Source organism: Bacillus sp. hwrm1 (genome assembly GCF_040207805.1).
Lineage (GTDB): Bacteria > Bacillota > Bacilli > Bacillales > Bacillaceae > Bacillus > Bacillus velezensis.
In genome coordinates, this window is the sequence record NZ_CP157943.1 from 3015400 (window position 1) to 3034440 (window position 19041).

General features: G+C 49.7%; 22 protein-coding genes. 13 read left to right on the forward strand and 9 right to left on the reverse strand.

Annotated elements, in window-relative coordinates; genetic code table 11:
• Nucleotides 1–24 precede the first annotated feature (24 nt).
• Both ABK447_RS15040 and ABK447_RS15045 read left to right on the forward strand, forming a co-directional pair.
• The gene (locus tag ABK447_RS15040) at nt 25–465 is read left to right on the forward strand and encodes a GNAT family N-acetyltransferase (protein ID WP_094031636.1); all 441 of its coding nucleotides are present in this window, start codon (nt 25–27) and stop codon (nt 463–465) included.
• A 197-nt stretch (nt 466–662) separates the two neighbouring features.
• Nucleotides 663–1289 carry a pentapeptide repeat-containing protein gene (locus tag ABK447_RS15045; RefSeq protein ID WP_094031635.1) on the forward strand — a complete coding sequence of 209 codons (627 nt, stop codon included), beginning with the start codon at nt 663–665 and terminating at the stop codon, nt 1287–1289.
• A gap of 7 nt (nt 1290–1296) precedes the next feature.
• Here the strand turns inward: ABK447_RS15045 and ABK447_RS15050 are convergent, their stop codons facing one another.
• Nucleotides 1297–2739, reverse strand: a complete 1443-nt coding sequence (locus ABK447_RS15050; protein WP_094031634.1) for a PLP-dependent aminotransferase family protein — start codon at nt 2737–2739, stop codon at nt 1297–1299.
• Nucleotides 2740–2864: 125 nt separating this feature from the next.
• On the opposite strand from ABK447_RS15050, the gene ABK447_RS15055 reads away from it, so the two are divergent.
• The gene (locus ABK447_RS15055) at nt 2865–3473 is read left to right on the forward strand and encodes a LysE/ArgO family amino acid transporter (protein ID WP_025284538.1); all 609 of its coding nucleotides are present in this window, start codon (nt 2865–2867) and stop codon (nt 3471–3473) included.
• A gap of 53 nt (nt 3474–3526) precedes the next feature.
• The gene (locus ABK447_RS15060) at nt 3527–4021 is read left to right on the forward strand and encodes a DinB family protein (protein ID WP_094031633.1); all 495 of its coding nucleotides are present in this window, start codon (nt 3527–3529) and stop codon (nt 4019–4021) included.
• Nucleotides 4022–4164: 143 nt separating this feature from the next.
• Here ABK447_RS15060 and ABK447_RS15065 read toward each other — a convergent pair whose 3' ends face one another.
• Complete coding sequence (locus ABK447_RS15065; RefSeq protein ID WP_025284537.1) at nt 4165–5028, reverse strand: AraC family transcriptional regulator; 864 nt, start codon at nt 5026–5028, stop codon at nt 4165–4167.
• 122 nt (nt 5029–5150) lie between these two features.
• Here ABK447_RS15065 and ABK447_RS15070 point away from each other — a divergent pair, with 122 nt between their 5' ends.
• Nucleotides 5151–6518: an MATE family efflux transporter gene (locus tag ABK447_RS15070; RefSeq protein ID WP_003155121.1), complete on the forward strand. Its 1368-nt coding sequence runs from the start codon at nt 5151–5153 to the stop codon at nt 6516–6518.
• A 35-nt stretch (nt 6519–6553) separates the two neighbouring features.
• Here ABK447_RS15070 and ABK447_RS15075 read toward each other — a convergent pair whose 3' ends face one another.
• Together ABK447_RS15075 and asnB are read right to left on the reverse strand one after the other, a co-directional pair.
• Nucleotides 6554–7294 (reverse strand): squalene/phytoene synthase family protein, encoded by a 741-nt coding sequence (locus ABK447_RS15075; protein WP_095352252.1) that lies wholly within the window; start codon nt 7292–7294, stop codon nt 6554–6556.
• An 85-nt stretch (nt 7295–7379) separates the two neighbouring features.
• Nucleotides 7380–9221: an asparagine synthase (glutamine-hydrolyzing) gene (asnB, locus tag ABK447_RS15080; protein WP_167860039.1), complete on the reverse strand. Its 1842-nt coding sequence runs from the start codon at nt 9219–9221 to the stop codon at nt 7380–7382.
• A gap of 175 nt (nt 9222–9396) precedes the next feature.
• Between asnB and ABK447_RS15085 the strand changes: the two genes are divergently transcribed.
• The gene (locus ABK447_RS15085) at nt 9397–9939 is read left to right on the forward strand and encodes a DUF2777 family protein (protein WP_228550843.1); all 543 of its coding nucleotides are present in this window, start codon (nt 9397–9399) and stop codon (nt 9937–9939) included.
• A 251-nt stretch (nt 9940–10190) separates the two neighbouring features.
• Here ABK447_RS15085 and ABK447_RS15090 read toward each other — a convergent pair whose 3' ends face one another.
• Nucleotides 10191–10547 carry a YisL family protein gene (locus tag ABK447_RS15090; protein WP_007409161.1) on the reverse strand — a complete coding sequence of 119 codons (357 nt, stop codon included), beginning with the start codon at nt 10545–10547 and terminating at the stop codon, nt 10191–10193.
• A gap of 93 nt (nt 10548–10640) precedes the next feature.
• Nucleotides 10641–11546: a fumarylacetoacetate hydrolase family protein gene (locus ABK447_RS15095; RefSeq protein WP_031378473.1), complete on the reverse strand. Its 906-nt coding sequence runs from the start codon at nt 11544–11546 to the stop codon at nt 10641–10643.
• A 217-nt stretch (nt 11547–11763) separates the two neighbouring features.
• On the opposite strand from ABK447_RS15095, the gene ABK447_RS15100 reads away from it, so the two are divergent.
• The 7 genes from ABK447_RS15100 (at nt 11764) to ABK447_RS15130 (ending at nt 14118) form a co-directional block, all read left to right on the forward strand.
• Nucleotides 11764–11979, forward strand: a complete 216-nt coding sequence (locus ABK447_RS15100) for an aspartyl-phosphate phosphatase Spo0E family protein (protein WP_007409163.1) — start codon at nt 11764–11766, stop codon at nt 11977–11979.
• A gap of 189 nt (nt 11980–12168) precedes the next feature.
• Nucleotides 12169–12390: a spore germination protein gene (locus ABK447_RS15105; RefSeq protein WP_003155135.1), complete on the forward strand. Its 222-nt coding sequence runs from the start codon at nt 12169–12171 to the stop codon at nt 12388–12390.
• Between the two features lie 12 nt (nt 12391–12402).
• Nucleotides 12403–12639 carry a spore germination protein GerPB gene (locus ABK447_RS15110; protein WP_007409164.1) on the forward strand — a complete coding sequence of 79 codons (237 nt, stop codon included), beginning with the start codon at nt 12403–12405 and terminating at the stop codon, nt 12637–12639.
• Between the two features lie 35 nt (nt 12640–12674).
• Nucleotides 12675–13292: a spore germination protein GerPC gene (locus ABK447_RS15115; protein ID WP_003155139.1), complete on the forward strand. Its 618-nt coding sequence runs from the start codon at nt 12675–12677 to the stop codon at nt 13290–13292.
• Nucleotides 13289–13465, forward strand: coding sequence for a hypothetical protein (locus tag ABK447_RS15120; protein ID WP_003155141.1), 177 nt, complete (start codon nt 13289–13291; stop codon nt 13463–13465). Before ABK447_RS15115 ends, ABK447_RS15120 begins: the two co-directional genes overlap by 4 nt.
• A complete protein-coding gene (locus tag ABK447_RS15125) occupies nt 13465–13860 on the forward strand; it encodes a spore germination protein GerPE (RefSeq protein WP_039062867.1) in 396 nt (131 codons plus the stop codon). The genes ABK447_RS15120 and ABK447_RS15125 overlap by 1 nt, the downstream gene beginning before the upstream one ends.
• 39 nt (nt 13861–13899) lie before the next feature.
• On the forward strand, nt 13900–14118 hold the full coding sequence (locus ABK447_RS15130) for a spore germination protein (RefSeq protein ID WP_003155143.1): 219 nt from the start codon (nt 13900–13902) through the stop codon (nt 14116–14118).
• Nucleotides 14119–14161: 43 nt separating this feature from the next.
• Here ABK447_RS15130 and ABK447_RS15135 read toward each other — a convergent pair whose 3' ends face one another.
• The 3 genes from ABK447_RS15135 to sbcD are packed head-to-tail and all read right to left on the reverse strand — an operon-like array spanning nt 14162 to nt 19032.
• Entirely contained in the window at nt 14162–14455 is a 294-nt protein-coding gene (locus tag ABK447_RS15135) for a hypothetical protein (RefSeq protein WP_007610512.1), read from the reverse strand.
• Between the two features lie 15 nt (nt 14456–14470).
• Nucleotides 14471–17863 carry an exonuclease subunit SbcC gene (gene sbcC, locus ABK447_RS15140; protein WP_349909092.1) on the reverse strand — a complete coding sequence of 1131 codons (3393 nt, stop codon included), beginning with the start codon at nt 17861–17863 and terminating at the stop codon, nt 14471–14473.
• Nucleotides 17860–19032, reverse strand: a complete 1173-nt coding sequence (gene sbcD / locus ABK447_RS15145; RefSeq protein WP_039062865.1) for an exonuclease subunit SbcD — start codon at nt 19030–19032, stop codon at nt 17860–17862. Before sbcD ends, sbcC begins: the two co-directional genes overlap by 4 nt.
• Nucleotides 19033–19041 lie beyond the last annotated feature (9 nt).

Consider the following 19041-nt stretch of genomic DNA (forward strand, 5'->3'; position numbering starts at 1 on the left):
AATCAAGCAAAGGAGGATTTTTTCATGGTTGAAGTAAAACCCATCACCGCAGAAGACACGTACGCGATCAGACACAGCGTGCTGCGCCCCCATCAGACGATTGAGGATTGTAAATATGATCAGGACAGCGTCAAAGGAGCCTTTCATCTCGGAGGTTTTTACGACGGGACATTGATCAGCATCGCTTCTTACTACCCGCAGAACCAGCAGGCGTTACAGGCAGCGCCCGCCTACCAGCTGCGCGGCATGGCGACGCTTGAGGAATACCGGACGCAAAAAGCGGGAAGCACGTTAATCGCCTATGCAGAACGAAAACTGGCAGATATGGGGGCGGCGCTTGTCTGGTGCAACGCCAGATGTCACGTAAAGGGATATTACGAAAAGCTCGGCTGGAAAAGCACGGGCAGCCCCTTTGACATACCCGGCATCGGCCCGCATGTGATCATGTATAAAGAACTCGCCTGAAACAGACAAATGCCCTTGGGGACATGTCTCTAAGGGCATTACCTTGAATGTCACGTCTGCTTTTATATACGGTACTATTGACGCCCTACCTCTTTTTTAATACCCTTTGTACATTATGCAACAGCTAGGATGGCAGGCAGAAAACGATATCTGTCAATTGCCGTTTTCAGCTATTAATTCAGAAAAGGAAGTATGAGATGAATACGATCCAAAAACCGAAAATCCCGAAAGAATTGCCGGTGCTTTCTTTCACAGAAGCGCTTCAGGACGACCTCATAAAAGAAGTCGTCATAGAAAACGCCGTCGTAAACAGCAAACTGGACGGCCTGCGCGCCGAAAAAGTCATTTTCAGAAACACCGTTTTTACGGATGTCTCTTTCAGACATATGGAATGTACGGATGTCCTGTTTGACAAATGTGATGTCTCAAACGCTGATTTCAGCGGAAGCATCATCCATAGAACGGCGTTTCAGCATTCAAAACTTCTCGGCTTGAATCTGGCGGATTCCGCCATGCGTCATGTACGGTTTGAAGACTGCCTCGCAAATTACAGCTCCTTCAGCTATTCCAATATGAAGCATGTCCGGTTTGACACGTGCGCTCTTACAGAAAGTGAGTGGAATGATGCCGTTCTTGAATACACAGATCTTGACGTCTGTGATTTGAACGGCGCAAACTTCATCGGCACGTCTCTTTTTAATATGGATATCAGCACGTGCACATTTGATCATCTGCACGTCTCACTTGAGAAGCTGAAAGGATGCCGCATCTCTCCGTCTCATGCCATTACATTCGCAGAAGCACTCGGAGCCATTGTGACGTGATCTTTTATTAAACGAAACGGCGGGCGATGTCCGCTATCGTTTGAATGCCTTTTTCCAAGTCCGGTAAGGATGCGTATGAATAGGAAAGACGCAGGCTTTGCCGGTCTTCGGGAAGATAGAGAGCTCCCGGATTGATCAGCACGCCGGCCTCCAAGGCACGGGTGAAAAGCGTCTGAACGGCGATTGCTTGATGAAAAGTGACCCAAATATAAAAGCCCCCCTCCGGCACACGCCACTCCGCAATATCTCCCGCGTATCTTTCAAGAGAACGCAATGCCGCATCTCTTCTGATTTTAAGTTCCTTTCTGAGACGCAAAAGGCGCGCTTCATAGCGGCCGCTTGACAGCCATTGACATGCCGCCCATTGAGATAAAGCACTGGAGCCGTAATCCGTCTGCATTTTAATATCGGCGAGCCTGTCTGCAACCGGCTCAGGGGCGACGACCCATCCGATGCGCAGACCCGGGCTTACGGTTTTTGACAGCGTGCCGATATACAGCACATTCCCCTCACCGTCCATGGATTTTAACGGAGGCGGCGGTTCTTTATCGATCCATAAATCACCGTATGCGTCATCTTCAATGACAGGCAGGCGGTGATTTCTTGCGAGGACGATGAGTTCCTTCCTCCGCTTGAGTGACATCACCGTTCCCGTCGGATTATGGAATGACGGAATGGTGTACAGCAGCCCTGCTTCGTATTGCCGCCGGTAAGCGGGAAGATGATCCGTTTTGATTCCGCTCCCAACCATCGGCACTCCCTTAAGCCTGACGCCCGCTGATTGAAACACACGCAGGGAATGGAGATACGACGGGTTTTCAGTCAGCATGACGGAGTTTGGTTTTAGCAGCCCGATTGAAATGAGCTGAAGCGCCTGCAGCGCGCCTGAGACGATTACGATGGATGCCGGGGACGCGTGAATCCCCTTTGTTTTCAAATGTTCCGCGACGCTTTGCCGAAGCTGCAGGCTGCCCTTCGGTTCTTCATAGCCGAGCGCAAAAATGTTAGTTCCCGCTTCACGGAACAGTTCGGCCATCTCCTGCTCAGGCAGCAGCTCTTGACTCAGTTCACCCGTCCCCAGCCTGATCAGATCCGGACGCGGCTCGTTTTGATTAATGGCCTGAATCAAGGATGAATTCGGCTGATGACTCCCCGATGTAACGTATGTGCTCCAATCAAGGGGCTTAGCCGCTGCCATGATGCTCCACGTATTGTTGACGACCTTTGTGCCTCCCCCTCTTTTTCCTTCCAGAAGACCTTGGGCGATTAACTCATCAACTGCTGCCGTCACTGTGCTTCGGTTGACCTGAAGCTCCTCGGCGAGCTTTCTTTGTGAGGGAATTTTCGTGCCGATGGTCCATTCGCCATGAAGTATTTTTTCTTTTATATGCTGTTCGATCTGGAGATAAAGCGGTATGTGCGACTCCCGATCCGGACGCCAGCTGTTCATACGTCATCCCTCCTTCTTTATTTATTATACATTTGGCTGGTTCAAGTACCAGCCAAATGGCCGGAGACATCAGCACACAGTGCGGCTACAATGAGATTTAGTTGACGATTGGAGGGTTTTACGAAATGAATGCCATTCTTCACGGAGTGATGCTCGCTTTCGGCCTTATTTTGCCATTGGGCGCGCAAAACGTGTTTATTTTTCAGCAGGGAGCCTGGCAAAAACATGTGTGGCAGGCATTTCCCGCAGTGATTGCCGCCGCGGTATGCGATACGATTCTCATCAGCGCGGCCGTCGCAGGCGTGTCAATGATTATTGCAGAGATTCCCGTTTTTCAGACCGTCATGCTTATAGGCGGCTTTTTGTTTCTCAGTTTTTTAGGCTGGCAGACTTGGAGAAGCAAACCGCAGGCCGAACAGGCGAGAAAAACGGTTTTCACGGCAAAAAAACAGGCGGTCACGGCCGTCATGGTATCCCTTTTGAACCCGCATGCGATTTTGGATACCGTCAGTGTCATCGGCACAAGCTCCGCCGCCTATCCGGGAATTGATAAATGGCTGTTTGCCGGTGCTTGTATCGCGGTTTCCTGGGTATGGTTCGCCGGACTGGCATTCGCGGGACGGCTCGTTCAAACGGCGGATACAGGAGGCCGGCTCCTCGGCATCCTGAATAAATGCTCGGCATTGGTGATGTGGGGTGCTGCTTTTTATTTTGCGGCGCTTTTGTTTCGATAAAAGGAATTCGGCCAGGCCATGTTGAATGTACCGGAAGAAGAGGGGGAATTGGAATGTCAGACATTTTAAAGCTGTATCACTACCACAGATGGGCAAATGAGCAAGTTATTCAGCATCTGAAGACGCTGCCCGCGGTCAGCTTACAGCAGAAACTGAAAAGTGTTTTTCCGACTGTGAACGCCGTGCTTGTGCATATATACCGGGCTGATTACATTTGGCTTCACGTGCTTTACGGAGAAACTTTCGAACAAATCGTCTCGCAGTTTGATCAATTTGAAAAGCTTGACGGAGATTTTGAGGCGATTGAACATAGAATGACTGAACTGGACAAAGAATTCAGCGAATTTTTAAAAGAAATGGAGAACCCGGAAGGTCCGATCTCTATTTCTCATCCGCGCCTGGGGACGCTTCAGACGACATATGCCGATGTGATCCGGCATGTTGTGAATCACGGCACATACCATCGCGGCAATATCATCGCGATGCTTCACCAAATGGGCTATAAAGGCGTGCCGACTGACTACATTTTTTTCTCATACGAATCATAAAAAAGCAAAGGCCTCCCGGGCCTTTGCTTTTTTACTTCGAATCTATCATAATCCGATATAGCCGGAGACGCCCGCTTTTTCGGCCACATCGTAAATTGTCATTTTCATGCTTACCGATCCCTCTTTTGTTCTCTGGTTTTAGGTCAGTCCGTTTTCCGGCTTACGAATTTGCGGTATTCAAGCGGCGAAATGCCTTCAATCTGTTTAAACAGTTTGGAAAAATAGGTCGGGTCTTCCATACCGATGGCATCCGCGATTGTCCCCATTTTGTCATTGGTTGCGGACAAAAGACGTTTCGCCTCCGTCATTCTGACTTTGTTCGTATACTGGCCGGGCGTGACGCCGAGCACCTGCTGCATACAGCGGGTCACGTAGTCTTGGTTGTAATGAAGAGCCGATGAAAGCGCTTTGATGGTTGTTTTCTCCTTGTAGTGCTCCTGCAGGTACCGGGCGGCCTCCCATGCGACTCTTTCCTTTGCGGACGGGATTTGGAACGCTTCCTTCTGAAGATGGAGCAGCAGCTCTTCAAACAGAATCTGCTTTCTGAGCGGCAGGTCGGAATTCTCGGCGCTGTCATCTGTCAGCACACTGAATTGCCCGGCCATAAACTGCGGGCGTCTCACCTTCCCTTTTTGCGGCAGGGACAGGCGGTAGCGGGACGGCTCTTCAAAGCTCCCTTTTTTTCGCCTCAGCTCCGACCAATTGTTCCCGGTTGTTTCCGCCATCTCATAATCCGCTCCCTCAAAATGAAGCCACGAATAGGATGTCGTTTCTTCACTGCCTTTTGTCCCGTAATGTTCAAGCCCGGGAGAAAGCAGAATATATTCTCCCGCTTCAACGGAAAAGGCGTTTTCGTCTTCTGTAATGTAGAGGACGCCTTCTTTCACATACAGCAGATCAAACACCGGGAAGACCCGTCTCACATGGGTTTCGCCTTTTTTGAACACTCCTTCTCCCGCAGCGATAAAGACCGGGAACGGAGGAACTGTGAACTCGAGAAAGGACATATTTTCGGCCCTCCTTTTTAAGTCGGATTTTTGCAAGAAGTTTCGTTTCTCTCCCTTTTTATTATAAGAAAATGGAGGTACACTTTTAAACGTTGATTTTGTCAGGAAAGGGGTTAAAAGAAATGAAACAAGCGATTTTAAAACGGGCTGCGTTCAAACAATCCTCTGATCACAAACTCTCATTATACGCGCTGACTTGGCCGATATTTATTGAGGTTTCATTATATATGTTTATGGGAAACGCCGACACTCTTATGCTTAGCCAATACTCTGACAACAGTGTGGCGGCCGTGGGTGTCAGCAATCAGATTTTAAATTTAATTATCGTGATGTTCAGCTTTATCGCAACGGGTACGACAATTGTGATTTCACAGTTTTTAGGATCTAAACAGAAAAAAGAGGCGCAGGAAGTGGCTTATGTATCAATAGGAGCGAACTTTGTCATCAGTCTCGCCATCAGCGCCGCCATATTTTTTGCGGCCGTTCCGCTGCTTCATGTGATGGGTCTTTCCAATGAATTGATGCCGGATGCCAAAGTCTTTTTGCAGGTGGTCGGCGGGCTGTCCTTCATTCAGGCTTTGATTATGACGTTCAGCGCCATTTTAAAAAGCTACGGTCATACGAAGGATACGATGTTCGTTACGATCGGGATGAATATTTTAAATATTGCCGGAAACTTTCTTGTCATTTTCGGGCCGCTCGGCCTTCCGGTGTTAGGCGTCGCCGGTGTTGCGATGTCAACGTCCTTCGCGCGGATCATCGGGCTGATCGCGATGATTGTGATCGTCAAAAAACGCATCGGACTCGGTCTGACATGGCAAAAGATTTTTCACGTCCATAAAGAGCACTTGCGGAAACTCCTGAAAATCGGGATTCCGTCTGCCGGCGAACAGCTGTCTTACAACATTTCGCAAATGGTTGTCACTTATTTTATCGCCATTATGGGCGCTCAGGCGCTTACAACAAAGGTTTATACACAAAACATCACCATGTTTATCCTGCTGTTCGGAACAGCGATCAGCCAGGGCACACAGATTTTGATCGGCAGATATATCGGCGCCAAACGGTTTGACGACGCTTATGACCGCTGCATGAAAAGTCTGTACTGGGCGCTTGGCATTGCCGCTTTGACATCCGTGATCATGACTTTGTTTTCAAAGCAGCTGATCGGAATTTTCACAAGCAGCCCTGACATTATTGCGACGGCGAGCATGCTGATCGCCATGACGATCATTCTTGAGCCCGGCCGTTCATTCAATGTCATTATCATCAACTCGCTGCGGGCTGCCGGAGATGCAAAATTCCCCGTCTACATGGCGATGATTTCCATGTGGGGTATCGGACTGCCGCTCGCTTATCTGTTCGGCATCCATTTCGGATTAGGGCTTATGGGCATCTGGATTTCATTTATCGCAGATGAATGGGTCAGAGGCATTCTTATGTACAGAAGATGGCGGTCGCGGATTTGGATTCAAAAAGGGATTGCATAAACGCCCGAAGCTTCGTTATGAAGCTGGGCGTTTTTTTATGCTTGTGAAAGCCGTTGTCTCATGTCACCGAGCTCTGACCGGTAATGTGTGAGCAAGCCGGTAACGGCGGGCCTTGAGTATAACGGAAACAGCTCCAGCTCTTCAGACGCCTCCTCGAAATACGCCTCGGCCTCGAATGCGATGTACTCCCATACATTCATAAAAGCTTTGTTGACGGTATGGCTCTCCAGTTCTTCTTCCGTATAGCCGAATTGCTTCATCACCTGGCGCGGGAGACGCTTTTTCGCCCGCTCGTCCGTATGGACCTCCAGAAGCACCCGGGTCAGCTGAATGGCTGCTCCTAATGAAACGGCTGCATGGCGGAGTTTCTCTTGGTTCCGGCGCGCACAAACCGGCAGCAGCAGCAGGCCGAGGGCTCCGCCTGTTTGGCCCGCATACATCAGCAGGTCATCAAACTCTTGATACGTTACTTTTTCTCTGTCAGAGATTTGGCCGGCGATAAACTCACGTAACGGCTCTTCTTCAAGCGCAAATTGCTGCCGCACATCGGTGAGCGCCTCCCACAAAAAGCCGTCGGCGCGTGACCCGTTCAGAAAGTCTTGTGCCGCCTGTTCAAATCCTCCAAGTTCCTGCACATCAAGCCGGTCAGCTTCGTGAAACAAAGCAAGCACCGCCCATGCGGCCCGCCTGTTTTTTGGCGGCAGGGATGAGAAAGTCCGTTTATATAAAGGAAAGTGCGCCTCGGCAAGCTGGGCGCATGTTTCGTATTCGGTCATGGTATCACTCCTCTGTTTTTTAGTGTACCATATGTTTCACAATAAAAAGACCGATATCCTTCAGCGGAAACCGGTCGCGGCACTGTTATTCTTCTATATCGATACGGTACGCCTCAAACCATGTATGGATCTGGGCAAGATGGGCGATCAGCTGCGGGCCTTTCATCAGCTGGCCGAACCACGGAACCTGAAAAGATGAACCTTCTGTCTCCAGCAGCATTTCCAGCTTCTTTCTGTCAAGCAGGGTGTGAAGCACGGAATCTTTCTGTTGTAAAATCGTTTTCAGCCATTCTGTGACCCCCTGCGTGTATTTCGGGTGATGCGTTTTCGGATAAGGACTTTTTTTGCGGTACAAAATATCTTCAGGAAGCAGTCCTTCAAGCGCTTTCCGCAAGATACCTTTTTCCCGGCTGCCATGCATTTTCATTTCCCAAGGAATATTCCAAACGTATTCCACAAGTCTGTGGTCGGCGAACGGCACCCGTACTTCAAGACTTGCGCCCATGCTCATGCGATCTTTGCGGTCGAGCAGATTTGTCATAAACCAAAGCATATTTAAGTAGAACAGCTGCCGTCTCGCTTTATCTGTTCCCGTCTCACCATCTAACAGCGGCGTTTCCGCAATGGTTTCTTCATATCTCGCATTCACGTATTCTCTAAGATTCAGCCGTTTTTGCCACTTTTCATCCAAGAGCGTGACCCTCTCCTCAGTCGACCTCATCCAAGGAAATCCCTCTTCTTCTGCCGCTGTGTGAAACCACGGATATCCGCCGAAAATTTCGTCCGCACATTCTCCGGAAAGGCTCACGACAAAATCTTTTTTAATTTCCCGGCAGAACCATAATAGCGATGAATCAACATCAGCCATGCCCGGCAGGTCTCTGACGAGAACGGATTCCTTCAGATGTTCAATCAGCTGATCCTGCGTAATCACGCACTTATGATGCTGTGTGCCGAATGCATTTGTCATTTTATCGATCCACGGGCCGTCATCATTCGGCTGAAAGGCGCTCGCTTTAAAAAATTTGCTGTTCTCCTCATAATCAATTGAATAAGTATGAAGGGGATCTCTGCCTTGTTTCTCAAAATGAGCCGCGGCTATCGCGGTTATCGCGCTCGAATCAAGCCCCCCTGATAAAAACGTGCAAATCGGCACGTCAGATACGAGCTGGCGTGTCACTGCATCCTGAAATAAGTACCGAATGTGAGCTGCGGTTTCATCGAAGCTGTCTGTATGCTTTTCGCTCTTTACATTCCAATAACGCCATATGGACAAACCGTCCTTTGAGAAAGTGAACGCATGGGCGGGACGCACCTCGTGAATTCCTTTAAACACCCCGCAGCCCGGAGTTCTGGACGGCCCGAGTCCGAATACTTCCGCAAGTCCGCCGCTGTCTGTGCGGGCTTTCACATCAGGATGAGCAAGGATGGCTTTCAATTCCGACCCAAACAGAAAGGAAGAGCCGTGTTCTTTATAAAAAAACGGTTTGACGCCGAGCCGGTCTCTTGCCCCGAACAGCCGCTTGCGCTTTTCATCCCAGATGGCAAAAGCGAAAATACCGTTCAAGCGGTCCACGCACTCCTCCCGCCACTCAATATAGCTGTGCAGCAGCACTTCTGTATCAGAGGTCCTCTCAAAACGGTGGCCCCTCGCCTGAAGCTCCTTCCGCAATTCCTCCGTGTTATACAGCTCGCCATTATAAATGATGGTGTACGTTTCCTCTTGATGCGTGCAGGCCATCGGCTGGCGGCCGCCTTCAATGTCAACGACCGAAAGTCTTTTATGTCCGAATAAAACATGGGGCTCTCCCCAGACGTTTGAATCATCAGGCCCTCGTTTTGAAAGAGTGTCTATCATATTGTTCATAATATGTTTCTCTTGGACGAGCTGCTTTTGAAAATCGACCCAACCCGCAATTCCACACATGTGATATCAGCTCCAATCCCGTTTCTGTCGGTATCAAATTCGTTTCTATCAGCACTTTACCCAGTTTATGCAAAGAAACGCAGATAGTTGATTTGTCCCACTAAGAGTTGTATGAGACAAGCCCGATTTGGAAAGAACGGAAGAGAAGAAACAAACAAAGGAGACCGGCACGGTTATGAAACGAAAACAGCTTTTCTCAGAAAAAAACAAATGGGGGCGCGGCACCCTGATGATAGAGGACGGCATCTGCCTCATCGAAAACGATGAAGGCGATATCCTGCTTGCAGACAGTCTAGCAAACGCAGACGTATTGATGAAACGCGGCGGCAGATGGCAGCCGGCACGGATTTGCGGCGGCGCGGCCGAAATCGGTGCAGACACCATCCCCCTGCTCGGCGGGGAAGAAATCCGTTATGAAAAGGCGGTCAAACGGCCGCTGTTAACCTTGCTCGATTCGCTGGACGATGAAACGTTCCTGCTGTTTCTCAGCCATCTGCACGGGTTCGGCCTGTCTGTATATGATTGCGTATTTTCCTACAATCAGGCGCTGTTTTCCGGTGAAGGCGTTTCGTTTTATCACTTCTCGGCGGATGACGCACAATGCGCCCTGCAGCATCACCGCGGCAGCTCGGGTAAACACGACAGATTTGAATGGACGGCATCTGACGGGCGGCGCTCCATTATGTATTCTGCGGCAAAACAAGACGGCACCGCGTAACAAACAGGCGGCACCTTTTAAATAGGTGCCGCCTGATGTATTCAGCTTTGTTTTTCACGCTGATTGATGCCCGGCGTTTGCTTTTACCCTTCACAGCCGTAGCTTTTGCGGCAACAAGAGTGATTGACGCTTTTGGCATCCTGCACATCTCCTTCGCCTCATCAACATCCCCTGTCACGGCATTTCTCATTCAGCGGCACAGTTGCGCAACTAAAAAAACCCGGATGCATCCGGGTTTTTCAAGCGATGGATTAAAATACGTGAAAGCCGATCGGCAAGTGAAGGCCGAGCAGCACCGTCAGGACGAGCACGATAATAAAACCGATCCACAGTCCGCCGGTTGATTTGCCTTTTTTCTTACGGATGACGAGCATTTCCATCAGTCCGATGGTAATGATGCCGAGCAGCATTTTTCCGGCGTATTCTCCGTTCCAATTCGCAAAACGGACAAAAAGCTCAGCTCCGGTCAGAATAATAATAATGTAGAATAAGCGCAGAATCATATGCGTAATTTTTGCGCCCTTCGCTTTTCCGGAACCGTACAGCCCGTAGCTGACAAACACCAGGATAAGCGCAACGACCCATGAAGTAATATGCCAATGTGTCATTATGTTCAATTCCCCCTATCAGATCAATCTGCCTCACTTATGGTACCACAACAAGCCGCTCGGAGCATTATCAATCGTGCGATGGACACACAATTATCCGATTTGGTTCGACAGCGTGCCGATCGGTTCAATTGTAATGTCAATGCGGTCCCCCGGCTTTAAAAATTTCGGCGGCTTAAACCCTTTTCCGACACCGGACGGCGTCCCCGTCGCTATAATGTCACCGGCTTCAAGCGTCATTCCTTTTGACAGCGTTTCGATTAATTCAGCTATCGGAAAAATCATGTCCCCCGTTGATCCTGATTGGCGCAATTCTCCGTTCACCCGCGTTTCAACTTTCAGGCTTTGCGGATCACTGACGGCCGACTTATGTACAATGACCGGGCCCATCGGGCATGTCGTATCGAGGCTTTTGCCGATAAAAAACTGTTTATGTTTCTTCTGCAGATCGCGCGCTGTTATATCATTTACAATTGTATAGCCGAATATATGATCAAGCGCATGTTCTTTGGAGATGTGCGATCCGCTTTTTGATATGATTACCGCAAGCTCCCCTTCATAATCAAGCTGCTCCGTTACGTCCAAGTGGCTGTCCACTGTTTCTCCGTGTCCTGTAACGGCAGCGGGGGCTTTCGTAAAAACCATGGGATGCTCCGGTATATCAGCCTCACTCCCCATTTCAACAGCATGATCACGATAATTTTTCCCGATGCAGATCACGTTCTTTGAAGGTCTTGGAATAGGCGCGCAAAGCTTTACGTCAGACAGCGCATACATAAATGAACCCGACTCGTCATTCGGTTTTTTCGCCCATTCCGCAAGCTGTCCGGCATGCGCGACAAACTTATCTCCTTTTTGAATGCACTCGATCAGCGAACCCGGAATCGTCTCAAGTTCAAACAATTTTTTTTCAGCCTTTTGCAGATCTAAGATTTTGTCATCATCAATGATCAGACCGACAAATGTTCGGCTGTTCAGTTCCCCTGTCGCAAATTTCATGTTAATCCCCCATCATTTTTAAATCTGGCATTCCTTTATGTATTCTTCCTCCGGGCGGGAAATTCCTCTTTTAAACAGGCTGAAAATAAGTGTAAAAGAGTATCAAAAATTGTCACTTTTTTAGTCATATTGACGAAATAAAACCTTCTTGGCCAAAATGGGTTATACTATTATCATCCTATGTTTTCCAAAATAATCGAGAATTGGAGATCACACGATGAACAAAATTGAAGAAAAAAGATTAACTTTATTCGAGACAGCGCAAAAATTCGGAATCAATGCAACGGAGACCATCAGGTGCAGCCAGGAGCTGGACAGCCTTTTAAACGGGTGCCGGGGCGGGCTCATCCAACAAACGAAAGACAGCGGGCTGAACCCGGCCGCACAGATTGAGCACGGCCGCACCGCAGGAAAAAAAGAGGCTTTCTCATAAACGTGATATGTATATAAATCTGTATCATTTATGTATAAGACCCGGCATGCGTAAAGCGCCGGTGTTTTTACGTCTAAAGTTTTTTCCGCTCACAAAAATGTGCATTTGTCATAAGCTATTTTAGGCAGGCAGCCCAGATAAGCTCCTGAAGTGCAGTCATGAAAATCTTCACGAAAAGGATGTGCTCGTATGCCCGCAATTGTCGGAGCGTTTAAAATTAATGCCGTCGGTACGAGCGGAGTCGTTCATATAGGCGACTGCATCACCATTTCTCCAAAAGCAGAGGTTAAGACATTTGCCGGAGCGGGCAGCTTCAATACCGGAGACAATCTCACACTGACGAATTACAGGAATTCAACGAATGTGTACGATAATGATGTAATCGATCAGCCGATGGCAGGAAACGCATAAAGGAGGCGCCGTATGAATTTTTACGTCAATCAGTCGATCCATATCAATTACATGCGTGTAGAATCTGTCAGCAATTCCTCCATACTGCAAATCGGAAGCGCCGGTTCAATTAAATCTCTTTCCAATCTGTACAACACAGGGAGTTATGTTGAGCCGGCGCCGCCTGTCACCGCGGGGCAGCAGACTGTAACAACAGGGGGAGGTCCCGGCACCTCATCATTTGTACCGCTCCAGCCGCCAAGCCGGTAGTTTTAATGAAGGAAACGAGACGCGAGGTGAATGTCATGTATGATCAATCCGTTTCATCCTACCTGCAGAATTTAAATTCTTTCGTCCAGCAGCAGGCGCAGCAGATTCAGGAGCTCGAACGGCAGCTGAAAGAATTCCAAAATGAAATTTCAACGCTGAAGCAGCAGCCTTCTACAAGAATCGATCGGCTCGAGTATAAATTTGATCAGCTGAAAATTGAACGGCTGGAAGGAACGCTGAATATCGGATTGAATCCGACTGATCCGAATGCCGTGCAAAACTTCGAAGTCGGCCAGACATCTCCGCAGGTCGGAATGATGCAGCAGGAACAGGCGGGCCAGCAAATGCAGCAAATCCGCCAAAACGTCGATATGTACCTGAATGAAGAAATCCCCGCGCTTTTAGAACAGCTCGAAACTCAGTATGAGAGCAGGCTGGACGAAACGAACAAATATCATATTATTGAAGATATCAGAAAGCAGATGGACAGCCGGATTCAGTATTATCTGTCCCATGTCCCGAAAGAAGAAAATACGGCGCCCGCGCAATATGCCGAGCAGATTGCCGAACATGTGAAGCGTGATATTGTCAGGGCCGTTGAGCACTTTATTAAGCACATACCTGGTGAAATGAAAGGTGATGATCCGTCATGATTTTTACAGTGATTAACCGGAATATTGAAGTCGGCGACATCCGGTCTACCGGTGTGTCCAGTTCTTCCTTATTATTAATCGGCGACACCGATTCCGTCTATCTGTCTTCCATCTTTGACACGCCTCCGGAATCTCTTATTATCGGGCCTTATGTGCCGCTGGCGCCGGAATAATGTTAAAGCGCATTTCACGCCTCCGGAACGCCAAAATCAATTCAGTCGGGATTGCGAGTGTCTTTCAAGCAGGCGATACGAATGAAATCAATATGCGGATCAAAGTATTGGCCAATCAGCGTACTATTGCCTTATACAGAGACGATGAAGGCTCATTTAACAAAAAAGAATACCAGATCTTTCGGCAGCCGGCCGTCATGCCGTTACCGGAAACGGGAGTCCAAAGCGCATTCTGCCATGAAAACCCTTCAATTCGGGTAAGGAATGTGAAAGTTCAAGGGGTATCGTCAGCGTCCGTGGTTCAAATCGGATCGACGTCGATCGTTCTGGGAGATTCGCGGCTGAAACATATTAGGCAGATTGTCACACCAAGCTCACAATCACAGCAGCCCTGACATATAATGACGGTGAGACTTCTATAAAGGGTGTCGTTTATGCCAGCAATTACCGGACCTATAGCTATCAATTCCATATCGGGCGGAGTCGTAAACTTTGGTGATTCCTTTTACCTTTCTCCAAAAAGCTCTTCTAAATCTGCGCTCGGTTCGGGAGCAGGCAATACCGGAGATTTCCTGTTATTAAACAACGTTGTCAATGCGACAAACTATATAGACCCCGATGTCAGCGATCAAAATGTGGTAGGAAACGCCTAAAAAGCAGCCGCTCTTTCAGAAGAGGGCTGCTTTTGGTTCAGCGTTATGTTCGTTCATTTGCTTTTTTTGTTTTTACAAGCTTTTCCGGCGGCTGTTTTCTGATCCATTTCACAAACCGCGCGAGTTTCGGGTCACGCCGCAGCTCTTCTATTCCCGCGAGCCTTGCCGCAAGCTCCTGATTCGTATAGAGCGCGTGAACCTGTTTATGACAAGGGATGCAGAGCATTGCGGTCGGAAGGAATGTCCCGCCTTCTTCCTTAGGCGTTAAGTGGTGCTCCGTCAGCCGCACATGATGGCGGCCGCATAATTCACATGTGCCCTCGGCAGAATCGGCCATAATTCCTTCTCCTTTCTACATGATCTCCAATGTGACCCGGGTGCCTTTCCCGCCCGGTTCGGACGGATGAACGATTAATTTTTTCGGCAGACGCGCTCTCAGCTCCTGCACATGGCTGATCACTCCGACGGATAAGTTGTCCGATTGCAGCTTTTCGAGCGCTGTGACAACGGTGTCTAAGAGCCCTTGGTCAAGAGTCCCGAATCCTTCATCTAAGAAAAAGAATTGCAGCGGGTATTGCCCCCTCAGCTGAATCTGGGCGGACAAGGCAAGCGCAAGCGACAGCGATGTCAGAAACGTCTCCCCGCCGGAAAGGCTTGATACGGGCCGTTTGACGCCTCCGTTCGCGTCATCACGCATGACGAAACCGCCTTCTGAATCGACTAATATGGCATATCGCTGCCTTGTCAGCGCTCCGAGACGGGCAGAGGCGTCCCGAGCCACGCTTTCCAGCTGTTCTTCCGCTAAAAATTCGACGAATGTATTGCCTTTACATACAGACTGGAGCTTATCAAGCCTGTCAATCTGTGTCTGCCAGCTTTTCAGTTCGGCTTCAATCTCTTTAAAGCGCTTATGCTGTTTTTGCATAACCGCGAAGGCTTTTGCCTGTGCTCCTTTTTCCTCCATGGCGGCCCCTAACTCAGCCTCTGCCTGCTTCAGCAGAGAAACGGATGCTGTCCATTCTTCCTCCGATATCCGGCGCTCGGCTAATTTATCAGTAACACGGCTGATATTTGCCGATAGCTGTTTTGAGGTGTCCAGGAACTCATCAATTTCTTTTTTCATTTCCTCTGCACGCCCTTGCGGAAGCAGACTTTTTTTGACTTGGTCCGGCTCGGCAAACCCGGTGTCTTTTGACCTCACGCGCCAGTCGTTTTGCGCTTTCTCAAGGGAGGTCTCAGCATCCCTGAGTGACATGAGACTCCCGGATTCCCGGCCTTTTGCGTCATTCAGTGATTGCTGCGCCTGCTTCAGCGCGTCGAATAGGGACTGTTCTTTGGATTTTAACAGCTGTAATTCCTGCCGCACCGCTTCAAGCTTTGCGGAAATTGATGTTTCTTCGGCTGCTGTTCCGAGCTCTTGTTCATATCCGTCAATCACCTGCTGCAGGCGCTCAGACGCATAGTGAAGCTCGAGCCGTTCCCGTTCAAGCCGATGCTTCATCTCCTGCAGGCGTTCTTTCTCCTCTTCATGTTCCTTGAGGAATGCGATGCTTGTTTCAATGCGCTTCTCACATTCTTCTGCCTGCCTGTCCTTCTCATCTATCGAAGCCTGCCAGGCGTCAATCCGGTTTGGCGGAATATCACCGCAGACTTCATTGTACTGATTCAATCGGCTTTCTGACAGCGATTCAAGCTCTTCTAATGAATGTCTGAGACGGCCGACTTCTTTTTCCTCGTAGCGGATTCGTTCGGCAAGCTGCTCAGCTTGTTTCACCGTCTGCTGATGCGCGCTGATCAGTCTTGTGACCTTCTCTTTTACCGACAGCATATCCTGTTTCATTTGTTTCCACTCCAAGCGGACGGCGCTGAACGCTTCATCAAGCGGGCGTCCGCTGATGGAGGAAGCGGCTTCCAGCTCCGGAACCCGGGCGCTTTGCAGAAACGGACATTCTTCGGTAAAACGCCCCGACTGTTCTTCTAATGCAACCTTGGCCGTCAGCACCTCCTGAGAAAGAGCCGCCGCCTCAGAAAGCAGCGCTTCAACCTGCTGCAGCTGTTCCTGTACAGCCGTATCAGGCGAGAATGTTTCATGAGCGGAACGCGGGCGGTCATGCTGCGTCGAGCCGCATACAGGACAAGGCTTTCCTTCGATTAGTTTTTCCGATAATTCTTTTGTTAATGCAGCCGTTCTCGCTTCCTCTGAGCGCCTGCGGAGATCGGCTTGCGTTTTGTCAGCCCGTTCGGCTACGGCTTTCAGTGAACGTTCCGTTTCACAGACCATATGGTAAACGGTTTGAAGCGTTTGATAAGCGTGCGTAATATCTTCCTCTTCCGTTTTCGCTTTCGCTGTGAGCGACTCGCTTTCTCCGTTCAGCTTCTCCACGTTTTTCAGCTGCGTTGTCAGATTGGCCCGTTCTTTCGTGATTTGTTCCTGTGTCTGCTGAAAGCCTGCCGCCAGCTGTGCGGCGGTCTGGCATTTTTTCCGTTCATCGGCGGTCACTTGAACTGCTTTCAGCTCTTCTTTCAGCTCATTCTGCCTGTTTTGGCCGCGGGTCAGGCGGTCTTTCACTCCGGCCAGCTGTTTCGAGGCGGCTTCGTATTCTTCCTCTTTTTTGCTGTGTTCCGCATTTGTTTTTTCCGCTTCTTTTTTCGCTTCAAGCAGTTTTTGTTCAATGGCTGAAAGTCTTTGATACAGCTCTTCTTCCTTGACAAGCTTCGGCTCCTGTTCGGCCTTATGGGCCCGCCATGCTTCATAGGCTTCATTTTGCCGGGTAAATGAAACGGTTTCCGCCTCTGATTTCCGTTTGGCCAGTTCGTGTTCCTGTTCGGCGCGCTGCTTCCGGCGGACGGCTTCTGTGTAACGGTCTGCGTACGGCTCAAGGGCGAGAGCTGTTTCCGCCTCTTTAAGACGCTCAGTCAAATCCGTGATGTACGGGCGTCTTTCCTCAAGCTTTTTCTCCCGGCGCTCATATTCATCTCTTTCTGTCTGCAGGTTCCAAATTTCCTGGTGATTCTCAAAGCGCTCTTTTGCCCGGACCCGTTTCTTCTCAGCTTCTTCAAGCCGTTCGTTCGCTTCGTGAAACTGCTGTTCAGCCTGCTTCAGCGCATCTTCTCCTGCGTCTCCGAGGCCGGATTGTTCGGCCAGCATTTCATTTTTTTTCGCTGCCGCTTCCTGCGCCCGCCGCCGCAATTTTTTGACAAGCCTGTCCCCGTACTGTTCCAGATTAAACAGGCGCTGGAGCATATGTCTTCTTTCCGCGCCTTTAAGCGACAGAAACTCGGCAAACTTTCCTTGCGGCAGCACGACGGCTCTTGTAAAGTCGTCAATGGTCAGGCCAAGAAGCTCCTCTACCTTTTTGTTCACTTCATTCGCTTTATCGGCCAGCACCGTTTGTTCGTCTTTGATTTCAATCAGGCGGCAGAGGGCGGTTTTTACTTTCGTTTCATCCGTTCTCTTAAAAACGCGCTCGACCTTGTAGGAAACCCGGTGGCCGGATTGAAGCGCGAATGTAAATGAGACGGCGAGCTGATCTTCGGCATGATTCAAGATGCCGTGCGTATTATTTGCGGCGCGCTCCACTTTTCCGTATAAAGCGAGTGTCATGGCATCAAGGATCGATGATTTTCCGCTTCCGGTCGGCCCGAAAATTCCGAACACCCCGGCTCCGGACAGTCCGGCAAAATCAATGGTCTGTTCCTCCCTGAAGCTGTGGAGCCCTTTTATCGTTAACAGAATCGGCTTCATGTCGCATCCTCCTCATCATCTGTTGACGCAAGCTCTAAAAACAGCTTGACCATCTCCTCATCCGGCACGCCGCCGCCCGTTTGTTTTTCATAAAACTTCTTAAATCGATCCTCAATTGATGTGTGTTTCACTTCAATCCGGTCATTGCCGGTCTCTTTTTCTTCAAAAACCGGCCTGATATGGATAAAGCCGGGATGCGCCTTTCTCAGCCGATGAATTTCCTCGAGAGAAAGCTGATCCGTCAAATGGATATCAAGATCGATCCAGGCATTCCGGTCACGCCCTTCATCGAGCCAGCCGTGAACCTCGCTCAGCCCCTGCGCTTTCCATTTGACGAGCGGTTTACCGGAAGACAGGAAAATCTCTTCCCACTTCGCTTCTCCGCCGGGCTTCGCTTCTACCACCGTCACCGATTTGGCATAACCGGCTTCTGAAAAGCTGTATGCCAGCGGAGAGCCTGAATAACGGGCAGCCGTCTTGGCGCGCTTGATCGTTTGCGGACGGTGGAGATGGCCGAGAGCCACGTAAGCCGCATCAGCCGGCAGGCTGTCAGCGGCGACCGTGTAAGCTCCCCCGACTTCAATCGGACGCTCTGAATCGGTCTGATTTCCCCCCGCGACATAAATGTGGCTCGCCGCGATTTTCACGGCATCGTCCCGGCACAGTCCGCACATGTGAGTAAACGCCTCTCTGATTTTGACATCGTAATGATCGCGAAGAAGCTTTTCCTCAAACGTATCAGAAAGCACTTCGTTTAATCTCGCCTCTGACGGATATGCCAGCGCAGCTACGGCTAACAGCTCGTCCGCCGACGGCACTTCAATATGCACAGGTTCTGTCCGCGGATAGCCGATTAAATGAATGCCGCGCTCATTTGTTAACGGAGAAGCCGCCGCCAGCCTGTCGGGATTGTCATGGTTTCCGGCAATGACGACAACCGGGCGCTTTCCGCCGTCAGAAAGCGCGGAAAGACTTTCGTAATACAATTGTTCAGCGAGCGCAGGCGGGTTGACCGTATCAAATACATCCCCCGCCATAATGACCGCATCAATATTTTCTTCCTTGACAATGGTATTCAGCTCTTCCAATACCTCGGCCTGCTCGCTCAGCCGGCTTCTGCCTTCCAGCGTTTTGCCGAGGTGCCAGTCAGCTGTATGTAAAATGCGCATACCGCATTC

Coding starts and splice junctions, on each gene's coding strand:
- ABK447_RS15095 (WP_031378473.1), bottom strand. CDS start 11,546: ATGAAATTTGCGACAGGGGAACTGAACAGCCGAACATTTGTCGGTCTG.
- ABK447_RS15110 (WP_007409164.1), top strand. CDS start 12,403: ATGAATTTTTACGTCAATCAGTCGATCCATATCAATTACATGCGTGTA.
- ABK447_RS15070 (WP_003155121.1), top strand. CDS start 5,151: ATGAAACAAGCGATTTTAAAACGGGCTGCGTTCAAACAATCCTCTGAT.
- ABK447_RS15045 (WP_094031635.1), top strand. CDS start 663: ATGAATACGATCCAAAAACCGAAAATCCCGAAAGAATTGCCGGTGCTT.
- ABK447_RS15100 (WP_007409163.1), top strand. CDS start 11,764: ATGAACAAAATTGAAGAAAAAAGATTAACTTTATTCGAGACAGCGCAA.
- ABK447_RS15075 (WP_095352252.1), bottom strand. CDS start 7,294: ATGACCGAATACGAAACATGCGCCCAGCTTGCCGAGGCGCACTTTCCT.
- ABK447_RS15060 (WP_094031633.1), top strand. CDS start 3,527: ATGTCAGACATTTTAAAGCTGTATCACTACCACAGATGGGCAAATGAG.
- ABK447_RS15115 (WP_003155139.1), top strand. CDS start 12,675: ATGTATGATCAATCCGTTTCATCCTACCTGCAGAATTTAAATTCTTTC.
- ABK447_RS15105 (WP_003155135.1), top strand. CDS start 12,169: ATGCCCGCAATTGTCGGAGCGTTTAAAATTAATGCCGTCGGTACGAGC.
- ABK447_RS15125 (WP_039062867.1), top strand. CDS start 13,465: ATGTTAAAGCGCATTTCACGCCTCCGGAACGCCAAAATCAATTCAGTC.
- ABK447_RS15050 (WP_094031634.1), bottom strand. CDS start 2,739: ATGAACAGCTGGCGTCCGGATCGGGAGTCGCACATACCGCTTTATCTC.
- ABK447_RS15040 (WP_094031636.1), top strand. CDS start 25: ATGGTTGAAGTAAAACCCATCACCGCAGAAGACACGTACGCGATCAGA.
- sbcD (WP_039062865.1), bottom strand. CDS start 19,032: ATGCGCATTTTACATACAGCTGACTGGCACCTCGGCAAAACGCTGGAA.
- ABK447_RS15135 (WP_007610512.1), bottom strand. CDS start 14,455: ATGGCCGATTCTGCCGAGGGCACATGTGAATTATGCGGCCGCCATCAT.
- ABK447_RS15085 (WP_228550843.1), top strand. CDS start 9,397: ATGAAACGAAAACAGCTTTTCTCAGAAAAAAACAAATGGGGGCGCGGC.
- ABK447_RS15090 (WP_007409161.1), bottom strand. CDS start 10,547: ATGACACATTGGCATATTACTTCATGGGTCGTTGCGCTTATCCTGGTG.
- sbcC (WP_349909092.1), bottom strand. CDS start 17,863: ATGAAGCCGATTCTGTTAACGATAAAAGGGCTCCACAGCTTCAGGGAG.
- ABK447_RS15065 (WP_025284537.1), bottom strand. CDS start 5,028: ATGTCCTTTCTCGAGTTCACAGTTCCTCCGTTCCCGGTCTTTATCGCT.
- ABK447_RS15120 (WP_003155141.1), top strand. CDS start 13,289: ATGATTTTTACAGTGATTAACCGGAATATTGAAGTCGGCGACATCCGG.
- ABK447_RS15055 (WP_025284538.1), top strand. CDS start 2,865: ATGAATGCCATTCTTCACGGAGTGATGCTCGCTTTCGGCCTTATTTTG.
- asnB (WP_167860039.1), bottom strand. CDS start 9,221: ATGTGTGGAATTGCGGGTTGGGTCGATTTTCAAAAGCAGCTCGTCCAA.
- ABK447_RS15130 (WP_003155143.1), top strand. CDS start 13,900: ATGCCAGCAATTACCGGACCTATAGCTATCAATTCCATATCGGGCGGA.